Origin of the sequence: Litoreibacter ascidiaceicola (assembly GCF_900129235.1) — a bacterium.
Taxonomy (GTDB): domain Bacteria; phylum Pseudomonadota; class Alphaproteobacteria; order Rhodobacterales; family Rhodobacteraceae; genus Litoreibacter; species Litoreibacter ascidiaceicola.
The window spans coordinates 186,013-204,048 of the sequence record NZ_FQUV01000006.1 but is presented as its reverse complement, the minus strand read 5'-3'; the positions used below and the strand labels follow the sequence as shown (position 1 = coordinate 204,048).

General features: G+C 55.8%; 18 protein-coding genes. 13 read left to right on the top strand and 5 right to left on the bottom strand.

Features of this window, described 5'->3' with window-relative positions; translation table 11 throughout:
- Window positions 1-118: 118 nt before the first annotated feature.
- Window positions 119-385, bottom strand: a complete 267-nt coding sequence (locus tag BUB72_RS13810) for a hypothetical protein (protein WP_073144815.1) — start codon at window positions 383-385, stop codon at window positions 119-121.
- A 166-nt stretch (window positions 386-551) separates the two neighbouring features.
- Between BUB72_RS13810 and mbfA the strand changes: the two genes are divergently transcribed.
- Genes mbfA through BUB72_RS13780 form a run of 6 tightly spaced genes read left to right on the top strand, consistent with a single transcriptional unit; the run spans window position 552 to window position 5,625 of the window.
- A complete protein-coding gene (gene mbfA / locus BUB72_RS13805) occupies window positions 552-1,526 on the top strand; it encodes an iron exporter MbfA (protein WP_073144812.1) in 975 nt (324 codons plus the stop codon).
- Window positions 1,527-1,568: 42 nt separating this feature from the next.
- Window positions 1,569-2,492, top strand: a complete 924-nt coding sequence (locus BUB72_RS13800; RefSeq protein ID WP_073144810.1) for an AEC family transporter — start codon at window positions 1,569-1,571, stop codon at window positions 2,490-2,492.
- Between the two features lie 10 nt (window positions 2,493-2,502).
- Window positions 2,503-3,333 carry an S-formylglutathione hydrolase gene (gene fghA / locus BUB72_RS13795; RefSeq protein WP_073144808.1) on the top strand — a complete coding sequence of 277 codons (831 nt, stop codon included), beginning with the start codon at window positions 2,503-2,505 and terminating at the stop codon, window positions 3,331-3,333.
- Window positions 3,330-3,950 carry an HAD family hydrolase gene (locus BUB72_RS13790; RefSeq protein ID WP_073144806.1) on the top strand — a complete coding sequence of 207 codons (621 nt, stop codon included), beginning with the start codon at window positions 3,330-3,332 and terminating at the stop codon, window positions 3,948-3,950. Before fghA ends, BUB72_RS13790 begins: the two co-directional genes overlap by 4 nt.
- The gene (locus BUB72_RS13785) at window positions 3,947-4,855 is read left to right on the top strand and encodes an ornithine cyclodeaminase family protein (protein WP_073144803.1); all 909 of its coding nucleotides are present in this window, start codon (window positions 3,947-3,949) and stop codon (window positions 4,853-4,855) included. The genes BUB72_RS13790 and BUB72_RS13785 overlap by 4 nt, the downstream gene beginning before the upstream one ends.
- Window positions 4,840-5,625: a phytanoyl-CoA dioxygenase family protein gene (locus BUB72_RS13780; protein WP_073144801.1), complete on the top strand. Its 786-nt coding sequence runs from the start codon at window positions 4,840-4,842 to the stop codon at window positions 5,623-5,625. Before BUB72_RS13785 ends, BUB72_RS13780 begins: the two co-directional genes overlap by 16 nt.
- Here BUB72_RS13780 and BUB72_RS13775 read toward each other — a convergent pair.
- On the bottom strand, window positions 5,613-6,851 hold the full coding sequence (locus BUB72_RS13775) for an MFS transporter (protein ID WP_073144799.1): 1,239 nt from the start codon (window positions 6,849-6,851) through the stop codon (window positions 5,613-5,615). The two genes, BUB72_RS13780 and BUB72_RS13775, sit on opposite strands and share 13 nt — an antisense overlap.
- A gap of 84 nt (window positions 6,852-6,935) precedes the next feature.
- On the opposite strand from BUB72_RS13775, the gene zapE reads away from it, so the two are divergent.
- Window positions 6,936-8,018 (top strand): cell division protein ZapE, encoded by a 1,083-nt coding sequence (zapE, locus tag BUB72_RS13770; RefSeq protein ID WP_073144797.1) that lies wholly within the window; start codon window positions 6,936-6,938, stop codon window positions 8,016-8,018.
- Here zapE and BUB72_RS13765 read toward each other — a convergent pair.
- Genes BUB72_RS13765 through BUB72_RS13755 form a run of 3 tightly spaced genes read right to left on the bottom strand, consistent with a single transcriptional unit; the run spans window position 8,015 to window position 11,065 of the window.
- Window positions 8,015-9,286, bottom strand: a complete 1,272-nt coding sequence (locus BUB72_RS13765; RefSeq protein WP_073144795.1) for a bifunctional folylpolyglutamate synthase/dihydrofolate synthase — start codon at window positions 9,284-9,286, stop codon at window positions 8,015-8,017. The two genes, zapE and BUB72_RS13765, sit on opposite strands and share 4 nt — an antisense overlap.
- The gene (accD, locus tag BUB72_RS13760; protein ID WP_073144792.1) at window positions 9,283-10,209 is read right to left on the bottom strand and encodes an acetyl-CoA carboxylase, carboxyltransferase subunit beta; all 927 of its coding nucleotides are present in this window, start codon (window positions 10,207-10,209) and stop codon (window positions 9,283-9,285) included. Before accD ends, BUB72_RS13765 begins: the two co-directional genes overlap by 4 nt.
- A 55-nt stretch (window positions 10,210-10,264) precedes the next feature.
- Window positions 10,265-11,065: a CPBP family intramembrane glutamic endopeptidase gene (locus tag BUB72_RS13755; RefSeq protein ID WP_175549169.1), complete on the bottom strand. Its 801-nt coding sequence runs from the start codon at window positions 11,063-11,065 to the stop codon at window positions 10,265-10,267.
- A 223-nt stretch (window positions 11,066-11,288) separates the two neighbouring features.
- Between BUB72_RS13755 and ilvD the strand changes: the two genes are divergently transcribed.
- The 6 genes from ilvD to BUB72_RS13725 all read left to right on the top strand — a co-directional run bounded on the left by ilvD (window position 11,289) and on the right by BUB72_RS13725 (window position 17,957).
- Window positions 11,289-13,022, top strand: a complete 1,734-nt coding sequence (ilvD, locus tag BUB72_RS13750; RefSeq protein WP_073144788.1) for a dihydroxy-acid dehydratase — start codon at window positions 11,289-11,291, stop codon at window positions 13,020-13,022.
- Window positions 13,023-13,032: 10 nt separating this feature from the next.
- Window positions 13,033-13,734, top strand: a complete 702-nt coding sequence (locus BUB72_RS13745; RefSeq protein WP_139250685.1) for a hypothetical protein — start codon at window positions 13,033-13,035, stop codon at window positions 13,732-13,734.
- Between the two features lie 82 nt (window positions 13,735-13,816).
- On the top strand, window positions 13,817-14,578 hold the full coding sequence (locus BUB72_RS13740; RefSeq protein WP_073144784.1) for a DUF6478 family protein: 762 nt from the start codon (window positions 13,817-13,819) through the stop codon (window positions 14,576-14,578).
- A gap of 12 nt (window positions 14,579-14,590) precedes the next feature.
- Complete coding sequence (locus BUB72_RS13735) at window positions 14,591-14,971, top strand: hypothetical protein (RefSeq protein ID WP_073144782.1); 381 nt, start codon at window positions 14,591-14,593, stop codon at window positions 14,969-14,971.
- A 98-nt stretch (window positions 14,972-15,069) separates the two neighbouring features.
- Window positions 15,070-17,094, top strand: coding sequence for an FAD-dependent oxidoreductase (locus BUB72_RS13730; RefSeq protein ID WP_073144780.1), 2,025 nt, complete (start codon window positions 15,070-15,072; stop codon window positions 17,092-17,094).
- Window positions 17,091-17,957: a zinc transporter ZntB gene (locus BUB72_RS13725; protein ID WP_073144778.1), complete on the top strand. Its 867-nt coding sequence runs from the start codon at window positions 17,091-17,093 to the stop codon at window positions 17,955-17,957. The genes BUB72_RS13730 and BUB72_RS13725 overlap by 4 nt, the downstream gene beginning before the upstream one ends.
- The last annotated feature ends 79 nt before the right edge of the window (window positions 17,958-18,036 follow it).

Here is an 18,036-nt window from a genome sequence, read left to right as displayed (position 1 = left end):
AGTGCCTCCCGCCTTAATGCGCTATTATAGACCATACAGTTTAGTTTGGGCAATGTCCGCCAATGATTAAGGGCGGGCTATGATGCCCGCCCAGACTCACGCTTCCAAGTAGGGGGAGCTACTCGTCCTGCGCAAGCTTGCGTTTTACCAGTTCAGATTGTGTGAGCGTACCGCACACATCTTTCTGAACGCCCGCACCAAGTTCAAGCAAGCTGCAACCCTTGGGGGCTTGCTCCAGCGTGCTGGATTGAACCCGAGTCACGGTCACATCCTGTGTAGGGTAGGTAAGGTTGGGGAAATATACGAATGACGCACCTCCGTCAGCCAGCGCAGGGCCAGCAAAAGCAACAGAGGCAGCGATCAGGGCAGACTTGAGAGTGTTCATGATTCTTATCCTTCAAAAAGTGAACCGATCAGTTCATATACAGCTATCTAAACCGAGTCGTTCACTTTTACAAGCGCGTTTTGAACCGATCAGTTCACTTTATTCTAAGGGTTGAACTCCCCAACGAATTCTCTATTTTAGAACTATTCTAATTTAGGAGTTCCCGATGCTTCCCTCCGTCAGCTTCCGACGTCGCTTCACTGATCTAACCGAGCAAGAAGTCCTCGCTTTGGCGATCTCGTCCGAGGAAGATGACGCACGCATCTACCGAGGATACGCCGAGCGTTTACGCGAAAGCTTTGCCGCAACTGCCGAGATTTTTGAAGCCATGGCTGCGGAAGAAGACACCCACCGACAGATGCTAATTGATCTGCACAAGAAGCGGTTCGGTGATGTCATACCTCTTTTGCGCCGAGAGCATGTTGCGGGCTTCTATGCACGTTCGCCCATTTGGCTGGTTGAAAACCTCGGTCTCGAAAAAATTCGCGAACAGGCCGGACAAATGGAACGCGACGCGCAACGGTTCTATGAACTTGCCGCCAAACGGACCACCGATGCCGATACCCGTAAACTGTTAGGTGATTTGGCCGCGGCGGAGGCTGGCCACGAGCAAACCGCAGCTGATTTGACAGCAAAAGTTGATGGCGAAGTACGCGACACCGAGGACAAGGAAGCGCACCGCCAGTTTGTGTTGACTTGGGTCCAACCAGGTTTGGCGGGTCTCATGGACGGCTCGGTCTCGACCCTTGCCCCGATATTCGCCGCAGCCTTTGCAACGGGCAATACCTGGGACACGTTCCTTGTGGGTCTCGCTGCTTCGGTCGGCGCCGGTATCTCAATGGGCTTCACCGAAGCGGCGTCAGATGACGGGCAATTGTCAGGTCGTGGCTCACCTTGGAAGCGTGGGTTCGCCTCGGGGATAATGACCACCGTCGGTGGTTTGGGGCACGCGCTGCCTTACCTGATCACGGATTTCTGGACTGCCACCACCATCGCCGCCATCGTCGTGTTCATCGAGCTTTGGGCCATTGCGTGGATTCAGAACCGCTTCATGGAAACGCCGTTCTTCCGCGCAGCCTTGCAGGTCGTTCTTGGTGGCGCACTGGTTCTGGCCGCCGGTGTTTTGATCGGCAGCGGCTAAGCCACTGTTGCCTTTCCCGAGACCGTGATATCGGGGAAGGCGATGCTGGAGATATTTCTGAAAACGCTGCCCTTTTTCGCCATTATCGGTGTGGGCTATTGGGCTGGACGGGTGAAGTTCTTCACACCCGAAGCAACCGGCTATTTGACGAAATTTGTTTTCTACTTCGCCTTGTCGGCCATGCTGTTCCGGTTCTCCGCCAACCTGTCACTGGTCGAGATTTTGGACTGGAGCTACATCGTCGCCTATTTCTGGGCCACGGCACTGGTCTATCTGATCGTCACCTCCGTCGCGTTGCTTCGGTGGCGATCGGTTGAGGAAGCGGCCATCGAGGCGCAATGCGGCGTTATCGGTAATGTCGGCTTTCTTGGCGTTCCAATGCTGGTTCTTCTCATGGGCGAAAACGCCATCGGACCAGTTATGCTGATCTTGGCGGTGGACCTGATCTTCTTCGGCAGCCTCGTGGTCATCCTGATCACCGGATCACGCGACGGGCGCATGTCACTCGGGATACTCAAAACCGTGGGAACGGGCCTGATCAAAAACCCGATGATCGTTTCTATCGTGCTCGGGTTTGCCTGGTCTGCTTCTGCAATGCCCATTCCGGTGCCACTAAACGAATTCCTGTCTATCCTTGGCGGTGCCGCAACTCCGGGAGCGTTGTTTGCAATCGGCGCTTCGCTCGCGACCAAATCAGCGGAACGTATGGAGGTGGCAACCTGGCTGTCTTTCTCGAAACTAGTGCTTCATCCCGCTGCGGTTGCTGTCTCGGCGTTGTGGCTGTTTGCGGTGGACCCCTATTCGGCTTCCGTGATGATTGCCGCCGCCGCCTTGCCAGTCGCGGGCAATGTTTACATGATCGCCCAGCATTATGGGGTTGCCCCGACGCGGGTTTCCGCCAGTATTCTTATCTCAACCGCCGTCAGCATTCTGACGGTGTCGCTGGTAATAGGTTGGGTCAGCTAAAGGAGACACCATGGAAACGATTTCCGAAAACGCGTGCTTTGGCGGAGTCCAAGGCGTCTATTCCCACCGCTCCGAAAGCTGCGATTGCGATATGACATTCGGGCTGTTTCTACCCGCCGAGGCGAAGGACGGTCCAGTGCCTGTCCTATGGTATCTGTCCGGCCTAACCTGCACCCACGAGAACGCCATGGTGAAAGCTGCCGCCCAAGGCTGGGCTGCGGAGCAAGGTATCGCGTTGATCTTCCCCGACACCTCACCCCGAGGTGACGACATCGCCAATGACGAGGCATTCGATCTGGGCCAAGGCGCGGGCTTCTACGTCAACGCCACACAAAACCCGTGGGCGCCACATTTTCAGATGTATGATTATATCACCAAGGAATTGACCGATCTGGTATTCGACAAATTCCCGCTGGATGTAACGCGGCAAGCAATCACCGGCCACTCTATGGGCGGTCATGGTGCGCTAACGATCGCGATGCGCGAAACTGGCCGCTTTGCCAGCGTCTCGGCATTTTCTCCGATCTGCAATCCTACCGATTCAGATTGGGGACGCAGACAGTTTACGGCGTATCTGGGCTTTGAAGAGGATGAATGGGCCGAACATGATGCCAGCCTGCTGATGGCGAAACACGGCTTCGACGGGCCAATTCTGATCGACACAGGCACGAAGGACCAATTCCTCGACCTGCTGAAACCCGAGACGCTCGCCCAAGCCGCGGCTGCCAAGCGTCAGGAAATTATCTTCAGGATGCAGCCAGGCTACGATCACTCATATTTCTTCGTCTCCACCTTCATGGAAGACCACATCACCTTCCACGCGGAGGCTCTATACGCATGATCAAGGCAGTTATCTTCGACATCGGCAACGTGCTGATCGAGTGGCAACCGGAGCGTTTTTACGACAGCGCAATCGGGGAAGACCGTCGCAAGGCGATGTTTGCCGAAGTCGATTTGCACGGAATGAACGACAAGGTTGATCTGGGTGGGCCGTTCAAAGAGACGATCTACGAGGCAGCAGAAGCGTACCCGAAATGGCGCGATGAAATTCGGATGTGGCATGATCACTGGATTGAAATGGCATCGCCCACCATAGACCATTCCGTGAAGCTGCTTCGGGCCTTGCGCAGCAAAAGCGTTCCGGTATTTGCGCTCAGCAACTTTGGCATCGGCAGTTTCGACTATGCCGAAACGGTGTATAGCTACCTTGGCGAGTTCGATCGTCGCTACATTTCCGGCCACATGCAGGTGATCAAACCTGACCCGAAAATCTACCAGATGCTGGAAGATGATTGTGGCCTTGCGCCTGAATCCTTGCTGTTTGCCGACGACCGCGTCGATAACATCGACATGGCGCTATCGCGGGGCTGGAAAGCCCACCTGTTCGAAAACCCGCAAGGCTGGGCAGACTGCTTGGTATCACACGGGCTTTTAAGTGCCGAGGAGGCTGCAGCTTGAGCATCGACATCATCGGATTCGAAGAAGGCGAGGCTGCTATTAGCTGGGCAGGCCTGACAAACGCGCTCGCCGCTGGTCATACGCTGCCTAAAGCCGAAATTGGTGATACCTTTTTGTACCGCGATCCCGATACATTGCTCTCGCGTTCCGCTTGGATCGACGGCTTGGGTGTGGCTGTGAAGTCCGCCACTATTTTCCCTGGAAACAAAGCTGCGGGGCGACCGGTGGTCAATGGGTCGGTCTCGATGTTTTCCGACGAAACGGGAGAGCTGGAAGCATTGGTCGACTTCCATCTGGTCACCAAATGGAAGACTGCGGGTGACAGCCTGTATGCCGCGAAGCTGTTAGCAAACCCTGATCCGGACACGATCCTTGTGATCGGAACCGGCACTGTTGCAGGCAATATGATCGACGCCTATCGCAGCGCTTTTCCGCATTCCCGCTATATTGTGTGGGGTAGAAATACGGACTACGCGACGACCTTCGCTGAGGCCAATGGAGCGACCTCCATCGCGGATTTAGCTGATGCCGTCCAGCAGGCCCAGATCATCTGCACTGCCACAATGACAACGGAGCCAATTCTCAAAGGTGAATGGCTTCAAGCTGGCCAGCATCTGGACCTAATTGGCGCTTACCGCCCAGATATGCGGGAAGTTGACGACAAGGCGTTGCAACGCGCGAAGCTGTTTGTTGACAGCTTCGAGACTACACTGGACCATATCGGGGAGCTGAAAATCCCGCTTGAAAGTGGAGCAATACAACGCGGAGATATTCAGGGCGATTTCTATACGCCAAGCGCGTTCAAACGATCGCCTGATGACATCACGATCTGCAAAAATGGGGGCGGGGCGCATCTGGATTTGATGACCTGCCGCTATATCCTTGATCAATGGAAAGCCGCATGATTTCCGACCAGCAGATTGCAGACTTCCAGCGCGATGGCGCCGTTGTGGTGCGTGGCGTGTTCAAAGACTGGGTGGACGTCATGTCCGACGGGATAGAGCGCAACATGCGTGAGCCAGGTGAATACGCGTCAGAGAACGCTGTGACCCAAGGACGCTTCTTCGACGACTACTGCAATTGGCAGCGCATTCCCGAATTCGAACGCGTGATCCGCGACAGCCCGGCAGCAGAACTGGCCGCCCGTGCAATGGTCTCTGATACGGCGCAAATCTTTCATGATCACGTGCTGGTTAAAGAACCGGGCACACCGAAACCGACGCCTTGGCATCAGGACTCCCCATACTATTTCGTCGAGGGCTCACAAACAGTTAGCCTTTGGATCCCGCTTGATCCTGTGCGCGAAGCCAGTCTTCGTTTCATCGCTGGATCACATAAATGGGACCGCATGGTCCGACCTGTGTCTTGGGCCGATAACAGCGATTTCTATGCTTCGGAAGATCAATGGATTGACGTACCGAACCCTGCCGACGACGACGTTCTGGAATGGCCAATGGAACCGGGTGATGCTGTCTTGTTTGACTTCAGAACCGCCCATGGTGCGCGCGGTAATGAAGCGGCAAGCCGCCGCCGCGCGTTGTCGTTGCGGTTTGTCGGGGATGACGCGCGGTTTGTTGAACGGCCCGGTCGCACTTCTCCGCCCTTTCCGGGTCACGGGATGAAAGCCGGTGACAAATTGCGTGAGGATTGGTTTCCCGTGGTCTACACCGGTTGAGCCGACCACGGTTTTTCCCGCACGGGTAAATGCACGATCGCACTGAACGCACCAACGCCGATACCGAGCCACCAAACCAGCGTATAGTCGCCTGTCACATCGTAGAGCTTTCCACCAAGCCAGACGCCCAAAAAAGACCCTAACTGGTGGGAAAAGAAGACGATTCCATAAAGCGTGCCCATGTAGCGAAGCCCAAAGATATGCGCCACAAGACCGGAGGTGAGGGGCACCGTCGCGAGCCACAGGCTCCCCATTGCGAGGCTGAAGATGATCACCGTTGTTGGCGTCATTGGGGTCAGGATGAACCACGCGGCGACGACCGTTCGCCCTGCGTAGATGCCCGCGAGCAGGTATTTCTTGGAGTGCCGCTTTCCCAGATACCCCGCAAGGATCGTTCCCCCGATATTGGACAGCCCGATCAGAGCAATGGACAGGGCGCCCAAAGCTGACGTGGTGGTAATCCCCATACCCGCCAACAAGCCGCCGCCTGAGATTGGGCCGCATACCTCTGTGATAAACGCTGGAAAGTGGGCGGTGATAAATCCGAGTTGATAGCCGCAGGAGAAGAAGCCCAGAAAGATCATCGTATAGGATGGATCCCTAAAGGCGCGCTTTAGGACTGTCCCCAAGCTAACTTCCAACTCCGACCGTGTCGCCATGGGTGCGCGCATAAGCGGAAGCGCAAACAATGACAGAAGCATGACAGCAGCAAAGATCAGGAAGACCGATTGCCAAGGGAAATAGCCCAACAAGAATTCCGCTGCGGGTGCGCCAAAAACCTGACCGGCAGAGCCCGCAGCAGTCGCGATTCCCAGAGCCATCGACCGGTTCTCGTCCGACGTGGCGCGGCCAACCATAGCAAGGATCACCCCGAAGCCCGTCCCGGCAATTCCGAAACCTACAAGTATCTCATAAAACTGGTGCTCGCCCGGCGTGATAGCAAAAGACGATAAAACTAGCCCTGCAGCGTAGAATAGGGCACCCAGAATAATCGCTTTCCGGTCCCCCATTTTTTCCGCAATCGCGCCGAAAATCGGCTGACCGATACCCCAAGCCAAGTTCTGGATTGCGATAGCGAGACTGAAATCGGCGCGCGGCCATCCAAATTCCTCAGCGATGGGAATCTGGAACACTCCAAAGCTCGCGCGGATCGAGAAGCCGAGCATCATTATGATGCAACCGACAATGAGAACCGGAGTGAAAAGAGGGGTACGTGTTTGTTCCATCGCGAGACCGTCGGTGAATTTCAGGTTTGCGTCAATTCAGGAATATTGCGACACGAGGTAAGCAATACTGATGAGACGTGCCACATGCTTTTGACAGACAGATACAACGCCAAGGTCCAAGCGGGGGAAATCAACCCAGACCCCGCGCAGATCGAGGCTCTGCCGTTTTTTGATATCGTCGCTGAAGAGATGGCAAATTCAACGGGCAAAAAGAAGCTGTTCGGATTGTTTGGTACAGATGATGTGCCTGTGAAGGGCTTGTATCTGTGGGGTGGCGTTGGTCGCGGCAAGTCGATGCTGATGGACCTGTTTTTTGAGACCGTGCCAGAACCGCGCAAGCGCCGCGTACACTTTCATGCCTTCATGCAAGAGGTGCACAGTGCGATGCACGAAGCGCGGAAAACCGGTGTGGACGACGCGATCAAACCGGTTGCCGATGACATTGCCCAAGATGTCCGCCTTCTGTGCTTTGACGAAATGCAGATCAGCGACATCACTGATGCGATGATTGTCGGGCGGCTGTTCGAAAACCTCTTTGCCAGTGGTGTCGTTATCGTAACGACTTCGAACAGGGTGCCGGATGATCTGTATAAGAACGGATTGAACCGCAATCTTTTTGTCCCGTTCATCGACCTTCTAAAGAGCCGTATGACGGTACACGAGCTGGCATCCGAGACCGATTACCGTCAGGATCGGCTGGAAGGCGAGCAGGTCTATTTCTCACCTGCAAACGCGGTGGCAAAGGCGAAGATTTCTGATATCTGGCAAAGCCTTACGGGTGGCGCAGCCGAGCCATTGATTCTTCGGGTCAAAGGGCGTGATTTGACCCTTCCGGCGTTTCGAAACGGGATCGCGCGGGCAAGCTTCTTTGACCTATGCGGCCAACCTTTAGGCGCGGCAGACTATCTTGCTGTGGCCGAAAACGTGCGCGTTCTGGTGCTTGAGGACATCCCCTGCCTTTCGCGTGACAACTTTAACGAAGCAAAGCGCTTCGTGACCCTGATTGACGCCTTGTATGAAGGCAAGGTTCGACTGATTTGCTCAGCAGCTGCGCAACCAGAACGGCTGTATCTTGAGGGCGAAGGCGTGTTCGAATTCGAACGCACCGCGTCGCGGTTGCGCGAAATGCAGGCTGCGGAATGGGGTACTGAACAGGCTCTAACTTAGCCGTTTTCGCGCAATACACCACCAGCAAGGTAAAGCGAGCCGCAAATCAGAATGCGGGCGTTTGGGTCGATTGAAGATATATCTTTGATCGCAGCCAAGACCGTTTCTGACTCCTGCGCTTGCAAGCCCGCCTCCCGCGCAGCGGTAGCAGTTTGTTCTGCTGATAACGTCGCCTGCTCCCCCGGAATTGGAACAGCGTGGAGAGTTTGGGCTATCTCGGCGAGCGGTCTCATATAGCCAACGACGTCTTTGGTATTAAGCATCCCACACACCAAATGGGTCGGTTTCGGGGGCAGTGTCTTCAAAAGTGCAGACAGTGCCTCCCCCGCTGCGGGGTTGTGCCCGCCATCAAGCCAGAGCTCCGCGGAACCTGCAGCATCCACCAATGGCCCAGTTTTCAAGCGCTGCATGCGGGCGGGCCAAACCGCTTGACCCATCGCAGCCTCGCAAGCGGTCTCATCAAAGCCAAGATGCCGGAGAACGGCAAGCGCAGCACCTGCATTCTGGATTTGGTGCGCACCCAACAGGGCGGGCAATGGCAGATCCATCAGGCCGCGTTCGTCCTGGAAAATCAGCCGACCGCGTTCTTCCCAGACGTGCCAGTGCTGCCCATACGCCAGAAGGGGAGCACCAAGTTTGGCTGCTTGTGCTTCGATCACTTCCATCGCTTCATCAGGCTGAGGTCCGACCACGCAAGGCACACTACGCTTGATGATGCCGGCCTTTTCGAAGGCGATCTTGGAAAGCGTATTACCCAAATAACTCTCGTGGTCGATAGAGATCGGCGTGATCACCGAAACCTCTGGCTTAGCGATCACATTCGTGGCGTCCAGCCGCCCGCCCAGACCTACCTCCAAAAGTATAAAATCGGCTCTAATACGGCTAAAAGCGAGCAAAGCGGCGACTGTCGTAATCTCGAAATAGGTGATCGAGTCAGGCCCGTTGGACGTGTAACATTCGTCAAGAACCTCGGTGAGGTACTCTTCTGAAATCAATTTCCCGGCAAGGCGAATACGCTCGTGAAACCGTGCCAGATGTGGCGAGGTGTAGGCGTGAACCAACTTGCCAGCGCCTTCCATTCCAGCGCGGATCATCGCTTGTGTAGACCCTTTTCCATTGGTCCCAGCGATGTGAATTACCGGCGGCAACTTGGTCTCGGGATGGTCAAGCGTTTCCAGCAAGCGCCATACGCGGTCAAGGGTCAGGTCTATGATCTTGGGGTGAAGCGCCATCATCCTGTCGAGGATAGCGTCGCTGGATTGTGTCACTTGGCGGGTTCCGCAGGCTTCACGCCCGCCTCGGCTTCTGGCGCTGGTGCCGGTAAATCGCCTTGGACCGCAGGGGGCAGGCCAGTGAGCATACGGATGATCGTTACCAATTCGTTCTTGATATTCTTGCGGTGTGTCACCCGATCCAGCATGCCGTGGTCGAGCAAATATTCAGCGCGCTGGAAGCCCTCAGGCAGTTTTTCACGGATGGTTTGCTCAATCACGCGCGCGCCTGCGAAGCCGATAAGCGCATTCGGTTCAGCAATCTGCACGTCGCCCAACATCGCATAGGACGCCGTTACGCCGCCTGTCGTTGGATGGGTCAACACAACGATGTAGGGTAAGCCCGCTTCTTTTAGCATCTCGACCGCGATGGTCGTACGCGGCATCTGCATCAGGCCAAGAATGCCTTCTTGCATCCGCGCACCGCCAGCAGCGGAAAAAAGAACCAACGGAAGGCGTTTTTCCACGGCGCGTTCAGCAGCCGCGATGATTGCATTCCCGACATACATGCTCATCGAGCCGCCCATGAAGCTAAAATCTTGCGCAGCAGCCACGATTGGCGTGCGAAGGATTTCACCTTCGGCAACCAACATCGCTTCCTTCTCACCGGTCTTCTTAACGGCAGCCTTCATGCGGTCCGGATATTTCTTTTGATCTTTGAAGTGCAGCGGGTCGGCCACAGGCGCGGGGACAGCAACCTCTGTAAATATCCCACCGTCGAACAGTGCGGTGAACCGCTCGCGCGCTGTGATCGGCATGTGATGGTCGCAGTTGGAGCACACGTTCTGGTTGTCAGACAGTTCGCGATGGAACAGCATCGTGCCGCACTCGTCGCATTTGGTCCAAAGGTTCTCAGGCACCTCCCGGCGCGAGAATAGCGAGTTGATGGTTGGCCGGACGTAGTTGGAAATCCAGTTCATGAGGCTCTGCTCCCGTTGCTTATGTCCAGATAATCCCGAGGCTGGGAAATTGCAATCAACGCAACGCGCGGCGGAGAACGGCCCAGATCACGAACATCACAGCTATATCAAGGATGATGTAGTTCATAAGGATGGACGTATCATCCATTGTGAATGGCGCATGATAAAGTGCAAGCCCCGACAACTCACCCGGAACACCGACCAATAGTAGCGCAACAAAGTTATTGGCGAAGTGAAAGCCCATCGCAGCGGCAAGATTGCTTGTTAAGCGGGTTAGATCCGCCGCGATAATCCCGAACATCGTTGTGGCAAATACGATCAATAGGGCAAGTGTCGGGTCTATCGTATCATCGTAGTGCCCCGCACCGAATAACAATGCTGGCAATATCATCCATATTATCGGGCTGTTAAACCGCGCTGCGAGCTGCTGTTGGAGGTAGCCCCGAAAGACCAGCTCCTCGGACGTGGTTTGGATGAACAGGAGCGGTACCGCCCAAGTCAAATGCTTGATCCAAGCCGCAAAGGGCACGTTGGGAGCATAGGTTTCAGGCGCGATGAGGCGCTCTGCCGCGAAGAAGATAGCATTCGCGGCGGCCAGCACCGCTATCGCAATGAAAAAGTTACGCCAAAACCTTGGCGAAGGTCCAAAAAGGGACGCAGGGCCACGCCAGTGCCACGCAGCCATCGCGAAGGCTCCCAAGCCCATAGGGATAAAGGTCGCAAGGATTAAGGCCATTTGGCCAGGCGATGTACCGTTACCGTAAAGAAGCGCGAAGGCATCCAGACCTTCCAATTCGGGGAACACACCGGAGAGCAGGTCGATCCCGAACCATAAGACAACCGCTGCACCCAACATGTAAACGCCGAGGCCTGTGAGCAAGCCTATGACAATTCGCCAAAATGCTGGATAGACGCGGGCGGGCGCTATAAAGGCCTCGAAAGCCGGAGTTCTGAGCATATGCAAGCGCCTCAACGTGGTTTTCGCCACGCTATCGCCGCAAAACCTCAGGTGCAATCGCGCTTGTGCCTGTTGGGCTTGGGCTTTATTCCGTTTCGCAACGCTTTTGAGGGAGCCATCCATGCTGAAGAAACCTACCGACAAAACCAACATGCCCAGCCGTCATGTGACCGAGGGCCCGTCGCGGGCGCCACACCGGTCATATTTCTATGCGATGGGCCTTGGCGACGAGGAAATTCACCAGCCTTTCGTGGGTGTCGCAACCTGCTGGAACGAGGCCGCCCCCTGCAACATTTCCCTGAACCGTCAGGCACAAGCCGTGAAACTGGGCGTCAAGCAAGGCAACGGTACTCCGCGTGAATTCACCACGATCACCGTGACCGACGGTATCGCGATGGGTCACGAGGGCATGCGGTCCTCTTTGGCGTCGCGCGAAGCCATTGCCGACACGGTTGAGTTAACCATGCGCGGCCACTGCTACGACGCTATTGTGGGCTTGGCAGGCTGTGATAAATCCCTTCCGGGTATGATGATGGCGATGATCCGCCTCAACACACCTTCGGTGTTTATTTACGGCGGCTCCATCCTTCCGGGCCGGCTGAACGGCAAGGACGTCACCGTCCAAGACGTATTCGAAGCGGTGGGCGAACATCAAGCAGGCAATATGTCCGACGAGGCTCTGCGCACGCTGGAGCGCGTTGCTTGCCCGTCTGCGGGCGCTTGTGGCGGTCAGTTCACGGCCAACACCATGGCCTGCGTGTCCGAGGCGATTGGTTTGGCGCTGCCAAACTCCGCTGGTGCACCTGCGCCATATGAGAGCCGCGATCACTATTCCATCGCGTCCGGCCAAGCGGTCATGAACCTGCTGGAGAAGAACATTCGCGCGCGGGATATCGTGACGCTGGAATCCCTTCAGAACGCAGCGCGGGTTGTTGCCTGTACCGGTGGGTCGACCAATGCCGGTCTGCACCTGCCAGCAATGGCGCATGAGGCTGGCATCGACTTCGATCTGGATGACGTCTGCGAGATTTTCCGTGACACGCCGTACTTCGTCGATCTGAAACCCGGCGGGCAGTATGTGGCCAAGGACCTTTATGAAGCGGGCGGTGTTCCTGTCATCATGAAAGAGCTGCGCAAAGCGGGTCTAATCCACGAAGACTGCATGACCGCAACTGGCTATTCCATCGGCGAAGAAATAGACCGCGTGGAGTTGGAAGCTGACGGCAAGGTGATCTACTCGATCGGTGAGCCGCTTTCGAAAACAGGCGGTGTTGTTGGCCTCAAGGGCAACCTCGCCCCTGAAGGTGCAATCGTGAAGGTCGCAGGCATGTCCTCCCAGCACCAGATGTTCACTGGCCCAGCGCGTGTGTTCGAGTGCGAAGAAGATGCGTTCGACGCGGTTCAAACGCGCGAATACGAAGAAGGCGAAGTGCTGGTTATCCGCAACGAGGGACCCGCGGGCGGCCCCGGCATGCGCGAAATGCTGGCGACCACTGCGGCACTTTCCGGGCAAGGCATGGGCAAGAAGGTGGCATTGATCACCGACGGTCGTTTCTCTGGAGCGACCCGTGGATTCTGCGTGGGCCATGTCGGCCCGGAAGCTGCGCATGGTGGTCCGATTGCGCTGCTCAAGAACGGCGACGTGATTACGTTGAACGCGATCTCTGGTGAAATCAGTGTGGATCTTACTGATGACGAGCTCGCAGAGCGCAAAGCCAACTGGAAAGGCCCGCGCGACACGATTTACGCTTCCGGTGCGCTGTGGAAATATTCGCAGCTGGTCGGCTCTGCGAAGTTTGGTGCCTGTACCCACCCGGGTGCTAAGGCAGAGCAGCATATCTACATGGATCTCTGATCCAGTGCGCTTGACGGTTGTTCTTACGGCAGTTGCATTTGCAGTATCGGCTTGCGGGGAAAACCCGCTGGCCGGACTTTCCAATAGCGGATCGAAAGCGGCCCAAACGGAGATTACCGTCACTGCCGACCGGATTGTTTTGCGCGGGCCAACTGGTTTCTGTGTTGACCGGGAATCCTCGAAACATCGTCCAGCACAAGCGTTTGTCGTGTTCGGCAACTGCGCAGCCATTTCAGGCGATGAAGAACTGCCGCAACCCTTTGTGAATGCCATTGCAACTGCGTCGGTGCTCCCTGCTGGAAAGAACGGTCCTACAATTGGTGAATCCGAAACGGCCTTGGATGAGTTTTTTAACTCCGAGTCCGGGAAAGCAGTGCTAAGTGCGACTGGAGATGCTGGTACCGTCGAGATACTCGACAGTTTTACCCGTAACGGGGCCTTTTTTGTTCACGCACGGGATATCGGCACGCCTTTGTTGGCAGAAACGACGAATACCTACTGGCGTGGTTACTTTGATGTGAAGAACTCGGTGGTAGCACTGTCGGTTCTTGGTCTAAAAGACGCGCCTATCAGCAGCGCGGACGGCCTTCAGACACTGTATGACTTTGGCAATGTCCTGATGGAAAGCCAAGCTGTGGCAACCAAGAACGCTACTCGCTCTTCTGTTGGAAATGTTGCCAAGACGGGACTCCTTCGCCGAATACTTGGTTGAAACCATTGTTTGCAATATAGAAACAATGCTAGCCGTCTAATTCAAAGCTAACAGGACTGTCTCAACACCTATGATGGATCGGATGCGAGAATTCGTGCGACGGCGGCTTCACCGCCGGACCTTGCGCCGTTGGGAGGCCGCGGTGCAAGACGCCGAGACCATAGATTTATCGCTTTTGCGGCACCTGCGCGCGCAAGCCCGTCAAATGCGTCGGCGGGTTGATCAGGTCACCCATGTAGCCGACGCACGACTGACCTTGCCCCGAATCGGCTCGAACGCTATCCGCAAACCCGCGCAATCGGATTGGTCGCATCGGCCAGAGCTTTGGCGTGGCCCGGTATCGCCCGTGGGTATCGCCGCCGTCGAGAGCCGGACCAGAATTGGCAATTCAGCGACAGTCTACCACGATTGCCAAATTTCCGAGCTGACTCTGCGCCAAGTACGAAACACCCGCGAAGGCGATCTTGCACCATTTGGACTTCGCATGGATGTGTTCAAATTTGATGGAAGCTTCCTGAGTTTGGTTATCGATTTGCCGGAAAATGCCATTGATGGCCTTAGGAAGAACCACATCCTGAGAATGGACACAGAAGTAGAAACCGAAAAACCGTTAGAAATTTTCGCACGTCTGAACATCAAATATGGCCCCAACGTGGAGCAAGTTGTGCGCGAGTTGCCGCTGGATGGCTCTGAGATGATGGTCGAGTTCGATCTAGCGCATACCAAAATCAGCGAACGCCGTTTAGAGCGTATCTGGATGGATTTGATATTCGAGGGTCCGGAAATGAACGAGATCAATCTGCGCGACGTGACATTCAGCCGCCGCCCGCGCGCCGATTTCTAAGGAACACGCCACATGAGCAAAGTCATCCTGACCAAAACACGTATTCAGGCCGGAACCTATGAAGCAGTCCTGAGCGCTGAAACCGTGGAAAACTACCATCCTGATTTGGTCGCGGTTCATCTGGAACGCGAATTGGATGGCTTGTCGGTCACCGAGGACGCAAGTCTCGGGAACACATGGCATGTGCGCTTCAATATCCCTCGCGAGGTTCTGACGGATGGAGTGCAAACCTTTCTGATCAACGAAAAGCCGACAGGCGATACCTTGGACAGCTTTACGATTGTGACGGGTGAAGTTCTGTCCGACGACATCCGCGCCGAGATGGACTTGCTGCGGTCGGAACTCGACATGTTGAAGAAAGCGTTTCGCCGGCATTGCGTCGAGACTGCTTGAAGATCAGACTTACCCGAGAAGTTGCGCGCATGACGCCGCGTTTTGCGTGACGTGCGCGTAAGCCTGAGTAATGCTGGGGCGAACTCTGGAGGACTCTCATGACTGCATATCCCAACCTTCTGGCGCCGCTAGACCTTGGTTTCACCACGCTGAAGAACCGCGTTCTTATGGGCTCGATGCATACCGGTCTTGAAGAAACCAAAGACTGGAACCGTGTTGCAGAGTTTTATGCCGAACGTGCGCGTGGCGGTGTTGCTTTGATGGTTACCGGCGGCATGGCTCCAAACCGCGAAGGTGGTGTGTTTCCGGGTGCTGCGGGTCTATTTTCGGATGATGATATTGCGAACCACAAAGTGGTTACCGACCGGGTTCATGAAGCTGGTGGCAAGATTGCCATGCAAATTCTACACGCAGGCCGTTACGCATATGGCCCCGAATGCGTCAGCGCGTCGGCCATCAAATCTCCGATCTCTCCGTTTCCGCCCAAAGAACTGGATGAAGACGGAATCGAAAAACAGATTGCTGACATTGCGACTGCAGCCAGCCGTGCGAAAGACGCTGGCTATGACGGCGTCGAAGTCATGGGCTCGGAAGGCTATTTTCTGAACCAGTTTCTGGTCACTCACACTAACAAACGCGAAGACCGCTGGGGCGGCTCTTATGAAAACCGGATGCGGCTGCCTATCGAGGTCATAAAACGGGTACGAGAAACGGTGGGCAGCGACTTCATCGTGATTTACCGCCTCAGCATGATCGACCTGATCCCCAACGGCTCCACTTGGGAAGAGGTGGTGCAACTGGCGAAAGAGGTCGAGAAAGCGGGTGCGACAATCATCAACACCGGCATTGGCTGGCACGAGGCCCGCATTCCAACAATCGCCACATCGGTGCCGCGCCGCGCGTTCACTTGGGTAACCAAAAAGCTGATGGGTGAGGTGTCTATCCCCGTTATCACGTCGAACCGGATCAACACGCCTGACGTTGCCGAAGCTGTATTGGCCGATGGATGCGCAGATATGGTGTCCATGGCGCGCCCATTTCTAGCGGACCCGCATTTTGTCGCGAAGGCCGAGGCTGGCAGAGCGGCCGAGATTGCGCCATGTATCGCCTGCAACCAAGCCTGCTTGGACCATACCTTCAACGGCAAAATAAGTTCGTGTCTTGTGAACCCTCAAGCCTGTTTCGAAACGGAGCTGGTGATCAAGACTGCCCCTACGGCCAAAATCATCGCCATTGTGGGTGCCGGCCCGGCCGGGCTGTCGACAGCGCTTACTGCGGCGGAGCGTGGTCACAAGGTGACCCTGTTCGATAAACAAAATGAAATTGGCGGCCAGTTGAACATGGCCAAACAGGTGCCCGGCAAGGAAGAGTTCTTCGGTCTTGTTGACTGGTACAAAACTATGGTTGCCAAAAGCAGCATTGACTTGCGCCTTGGAACTGAAGCCACAGCCGAGATGCTGACAGAGTTTGACGAAGTGATCATCGCGACCGGCGTCGCACCGCGTGATCCACAAATTGACGGGCAGGATGGCCCCAACGTGCTGTCCTACATTGATGTGCTGCGCGGCGGTGCCAAGGTCGGCAAACGTGTAGCGATCATTGGTGCAGGTGGTATCGGCTTCGATGTGGCGGAGTATCTGACCACCGATGACAGCCCGACCGTAGATCTGGGCGCGTGGATGGAAGAATGGGGTGTCACTGATCCCGAAGCCAAACGCGGTGGCTTGGCCGCCGAAGGGCCACAGCCCGAGCCGGCTGTGCGTCAGGTAACGCTGCTGCAACGCAAATCCGAAAAGCTTGGCAAGCGATTGGGAAAGACGACCGGCTGGATTCATCGCGCTGCGCTACAGATGAAGGGCGTGAACATGGTCGGCGGTGTCAATTACGAACGGATTGACGCACAAGGGCTCCATGTTTCCGACGGTGAAGCGCGGGAAAATCCGCGTGTGATTGAGGTCGACACCATCGTCCTTTGCGCGGGACAGGTACCAATGCGTGAGCTTGCGGATCAACTGGAAGCCAAGGGTACAGCGCTGCACATTATCGGTGGTGCAGATGTCGCCGCGGAGCTTGATGCCAAGCGCGCAATCAACCAAGGCATACGCCTTGCGGCGACCCTTTGACCTTCCAATGGCATCACTTCGAGCTTGGCGACCCCAAGCTGCCGGACTGGCTCTCTGCCAATGTGCCTGACATCGCGGCCTCTGCCCTAACGCAATCCGAAACGCGGCCCAGATGTGATCGTCTTGGCGATGGCGTGATTCTCAACCTGCGCGGCGTGAACCTGAACGAAGGTCAAGACGTTGAGGACATGGTATCCCTGCGGTTATGGGTGACGTCAGACATGATCGTCACTGTTCGTATGCGTCGAATTTTCGCGTTGGAGGACATTCGGAAGCAAATTGCCGAAGGGATCGGCCCGGAAACTGTCGGAGAGTTTCTGACATTGCTGGTAACTGGACTAACAGATCGCATCGAGAACACGGCCCTACGCCTGACATCGGCGACAGACGACATGGAGGATGCAGTGCTTGAAGGCGGGCGCGAAGACTTGGCGGGCTTGGGTCCTCTGCGCCACACGACAATCAAGCTCCGTCGCTACATTGGTCCGCAGAAAGACGCCTTGGTAAAATTGGCAGCGTTGGACAGTCCGGTCTTGACCGAGGCTGACAAACTGCAACTGCGCGAGCCTGCAAACCGCATGGCTTTGGCTCTAGAGGCGTTGGACGCGGTTCGGGACCGGCTTCTCGGCTTGCAAGACCATCTGGATATTCAGGCATCCCTTAGCCAAGGTCGAAACGGCTATGTTTTATCATTGATAGCGGGGGTTTTCCTGCCCTTGGGATTCTTGACAGGCCTGTTCGGAATGAACGTCGCAGGATTACCCGGCACCGAATGGCCAATGTCGTTTGCCCTGCTTTGTATAGCTATGGTCGCCGTTGCGGCAGCACTTGTTGCAGTGTTTAAGTGGCTCGATTGGCTTTAGACGCCATAAGGAAACACATGTTTACTTGTTTCCATGCCATCAACGATCCCTACAGATACCCCTGAATCGTCCAACGGAA

Coding starts and splice junctions, on each gene's coding strand:
- BUB72_RS13775 (WP_073144799.1), bottom strand. CDS start 6,851: ATGGAACAAACACGTACCCCTCTTTTCACTCCGGTTCTCATTGTCGGT.
- BUB72_RS13735 (WP_073144782.1), top strand. CDS start 14,591: ATGAGCAAAGTCATCCTGACCAAAACACGTATTCAGGCCGGAACCTAT.
- BUB72_RS13810 (WP_073144815.1), bottom strand. CDS start 385: ATGAACACTCTCAAGTCTGCCCTGATCGCTGCCTCTGTTGCTTTTGCT.
- BUB72_RS13800 (WP_073144810.1), top strand. CDS start 1,569: ATGCTGGAGATATTTCTGAAAACGCTGCCCTTTTTCGCCATTATCGGT.
- mbfA (WP_073144812.1), top strand. CDS start 552: ATGCTTCCCTCCGTCAGCTTCCGACGTCGCTTCACTGATCTAACCGAG.
- zapE (WP_073144797.1), top strand. CDS start 6,936: ATGCTTTTGACAGACAGATACAACGCCAAGGTCCAAGCGGGGGAAATC.
- BUB72_RS13780 (WP_073144801.1), top strand. CDS start 4,840: ATGGAAAGCCGCATGATTTCCGACCAGCAGATTGCAGACTTCCAGCGC.
- BUB72_RS13740 (WP_073144784.1), top strand. CDS start 13,817: ATGCGAGAATTCGTGCGACGGCGGCTTCACCGCCGGACCTTGCGCCGT.
- ilvD (WP_073144788.1), top strand. CDS start 11,289: ATGCTGAAGAAACCTACCGACAAAACCAACATGCCCAGCCGTCATGTG.
- BUB72_RS13790 (WP_073144806.1), top strand. CDS start 3,330: ATGATCAAGGCAGTTATCTTCGACATCGGCAACGTGCTGATCGAGTGG.
- fghA (WP_073144808.1), top strand. CDS start 2,503: ATGGAAACGATTTCCGAAAACGCGTGCTTTGGCGGAGTCCAAGGCGTC.
- BUB72_RS13755 (WP_175549169.1), bottom strand. CDS start 11,065: ATGTTGGGTGCAGCGGTTGTCTTATGGTTCGGGATCGACCTGCTCTCC.
- accD (WP_073144792.1), bottom strand. CDS start 10,209: ATGAACTGGATTTCCAACTACGTCCGGCCAACCATCAACTCGCTATTC.
- BUB72_RS13730 (WP_073144780.1), top strand. CDS start 15,070: ATGACTGCATATCCCAACCTTCTGGCGCCGCTAGACCTTGGTTTCACC.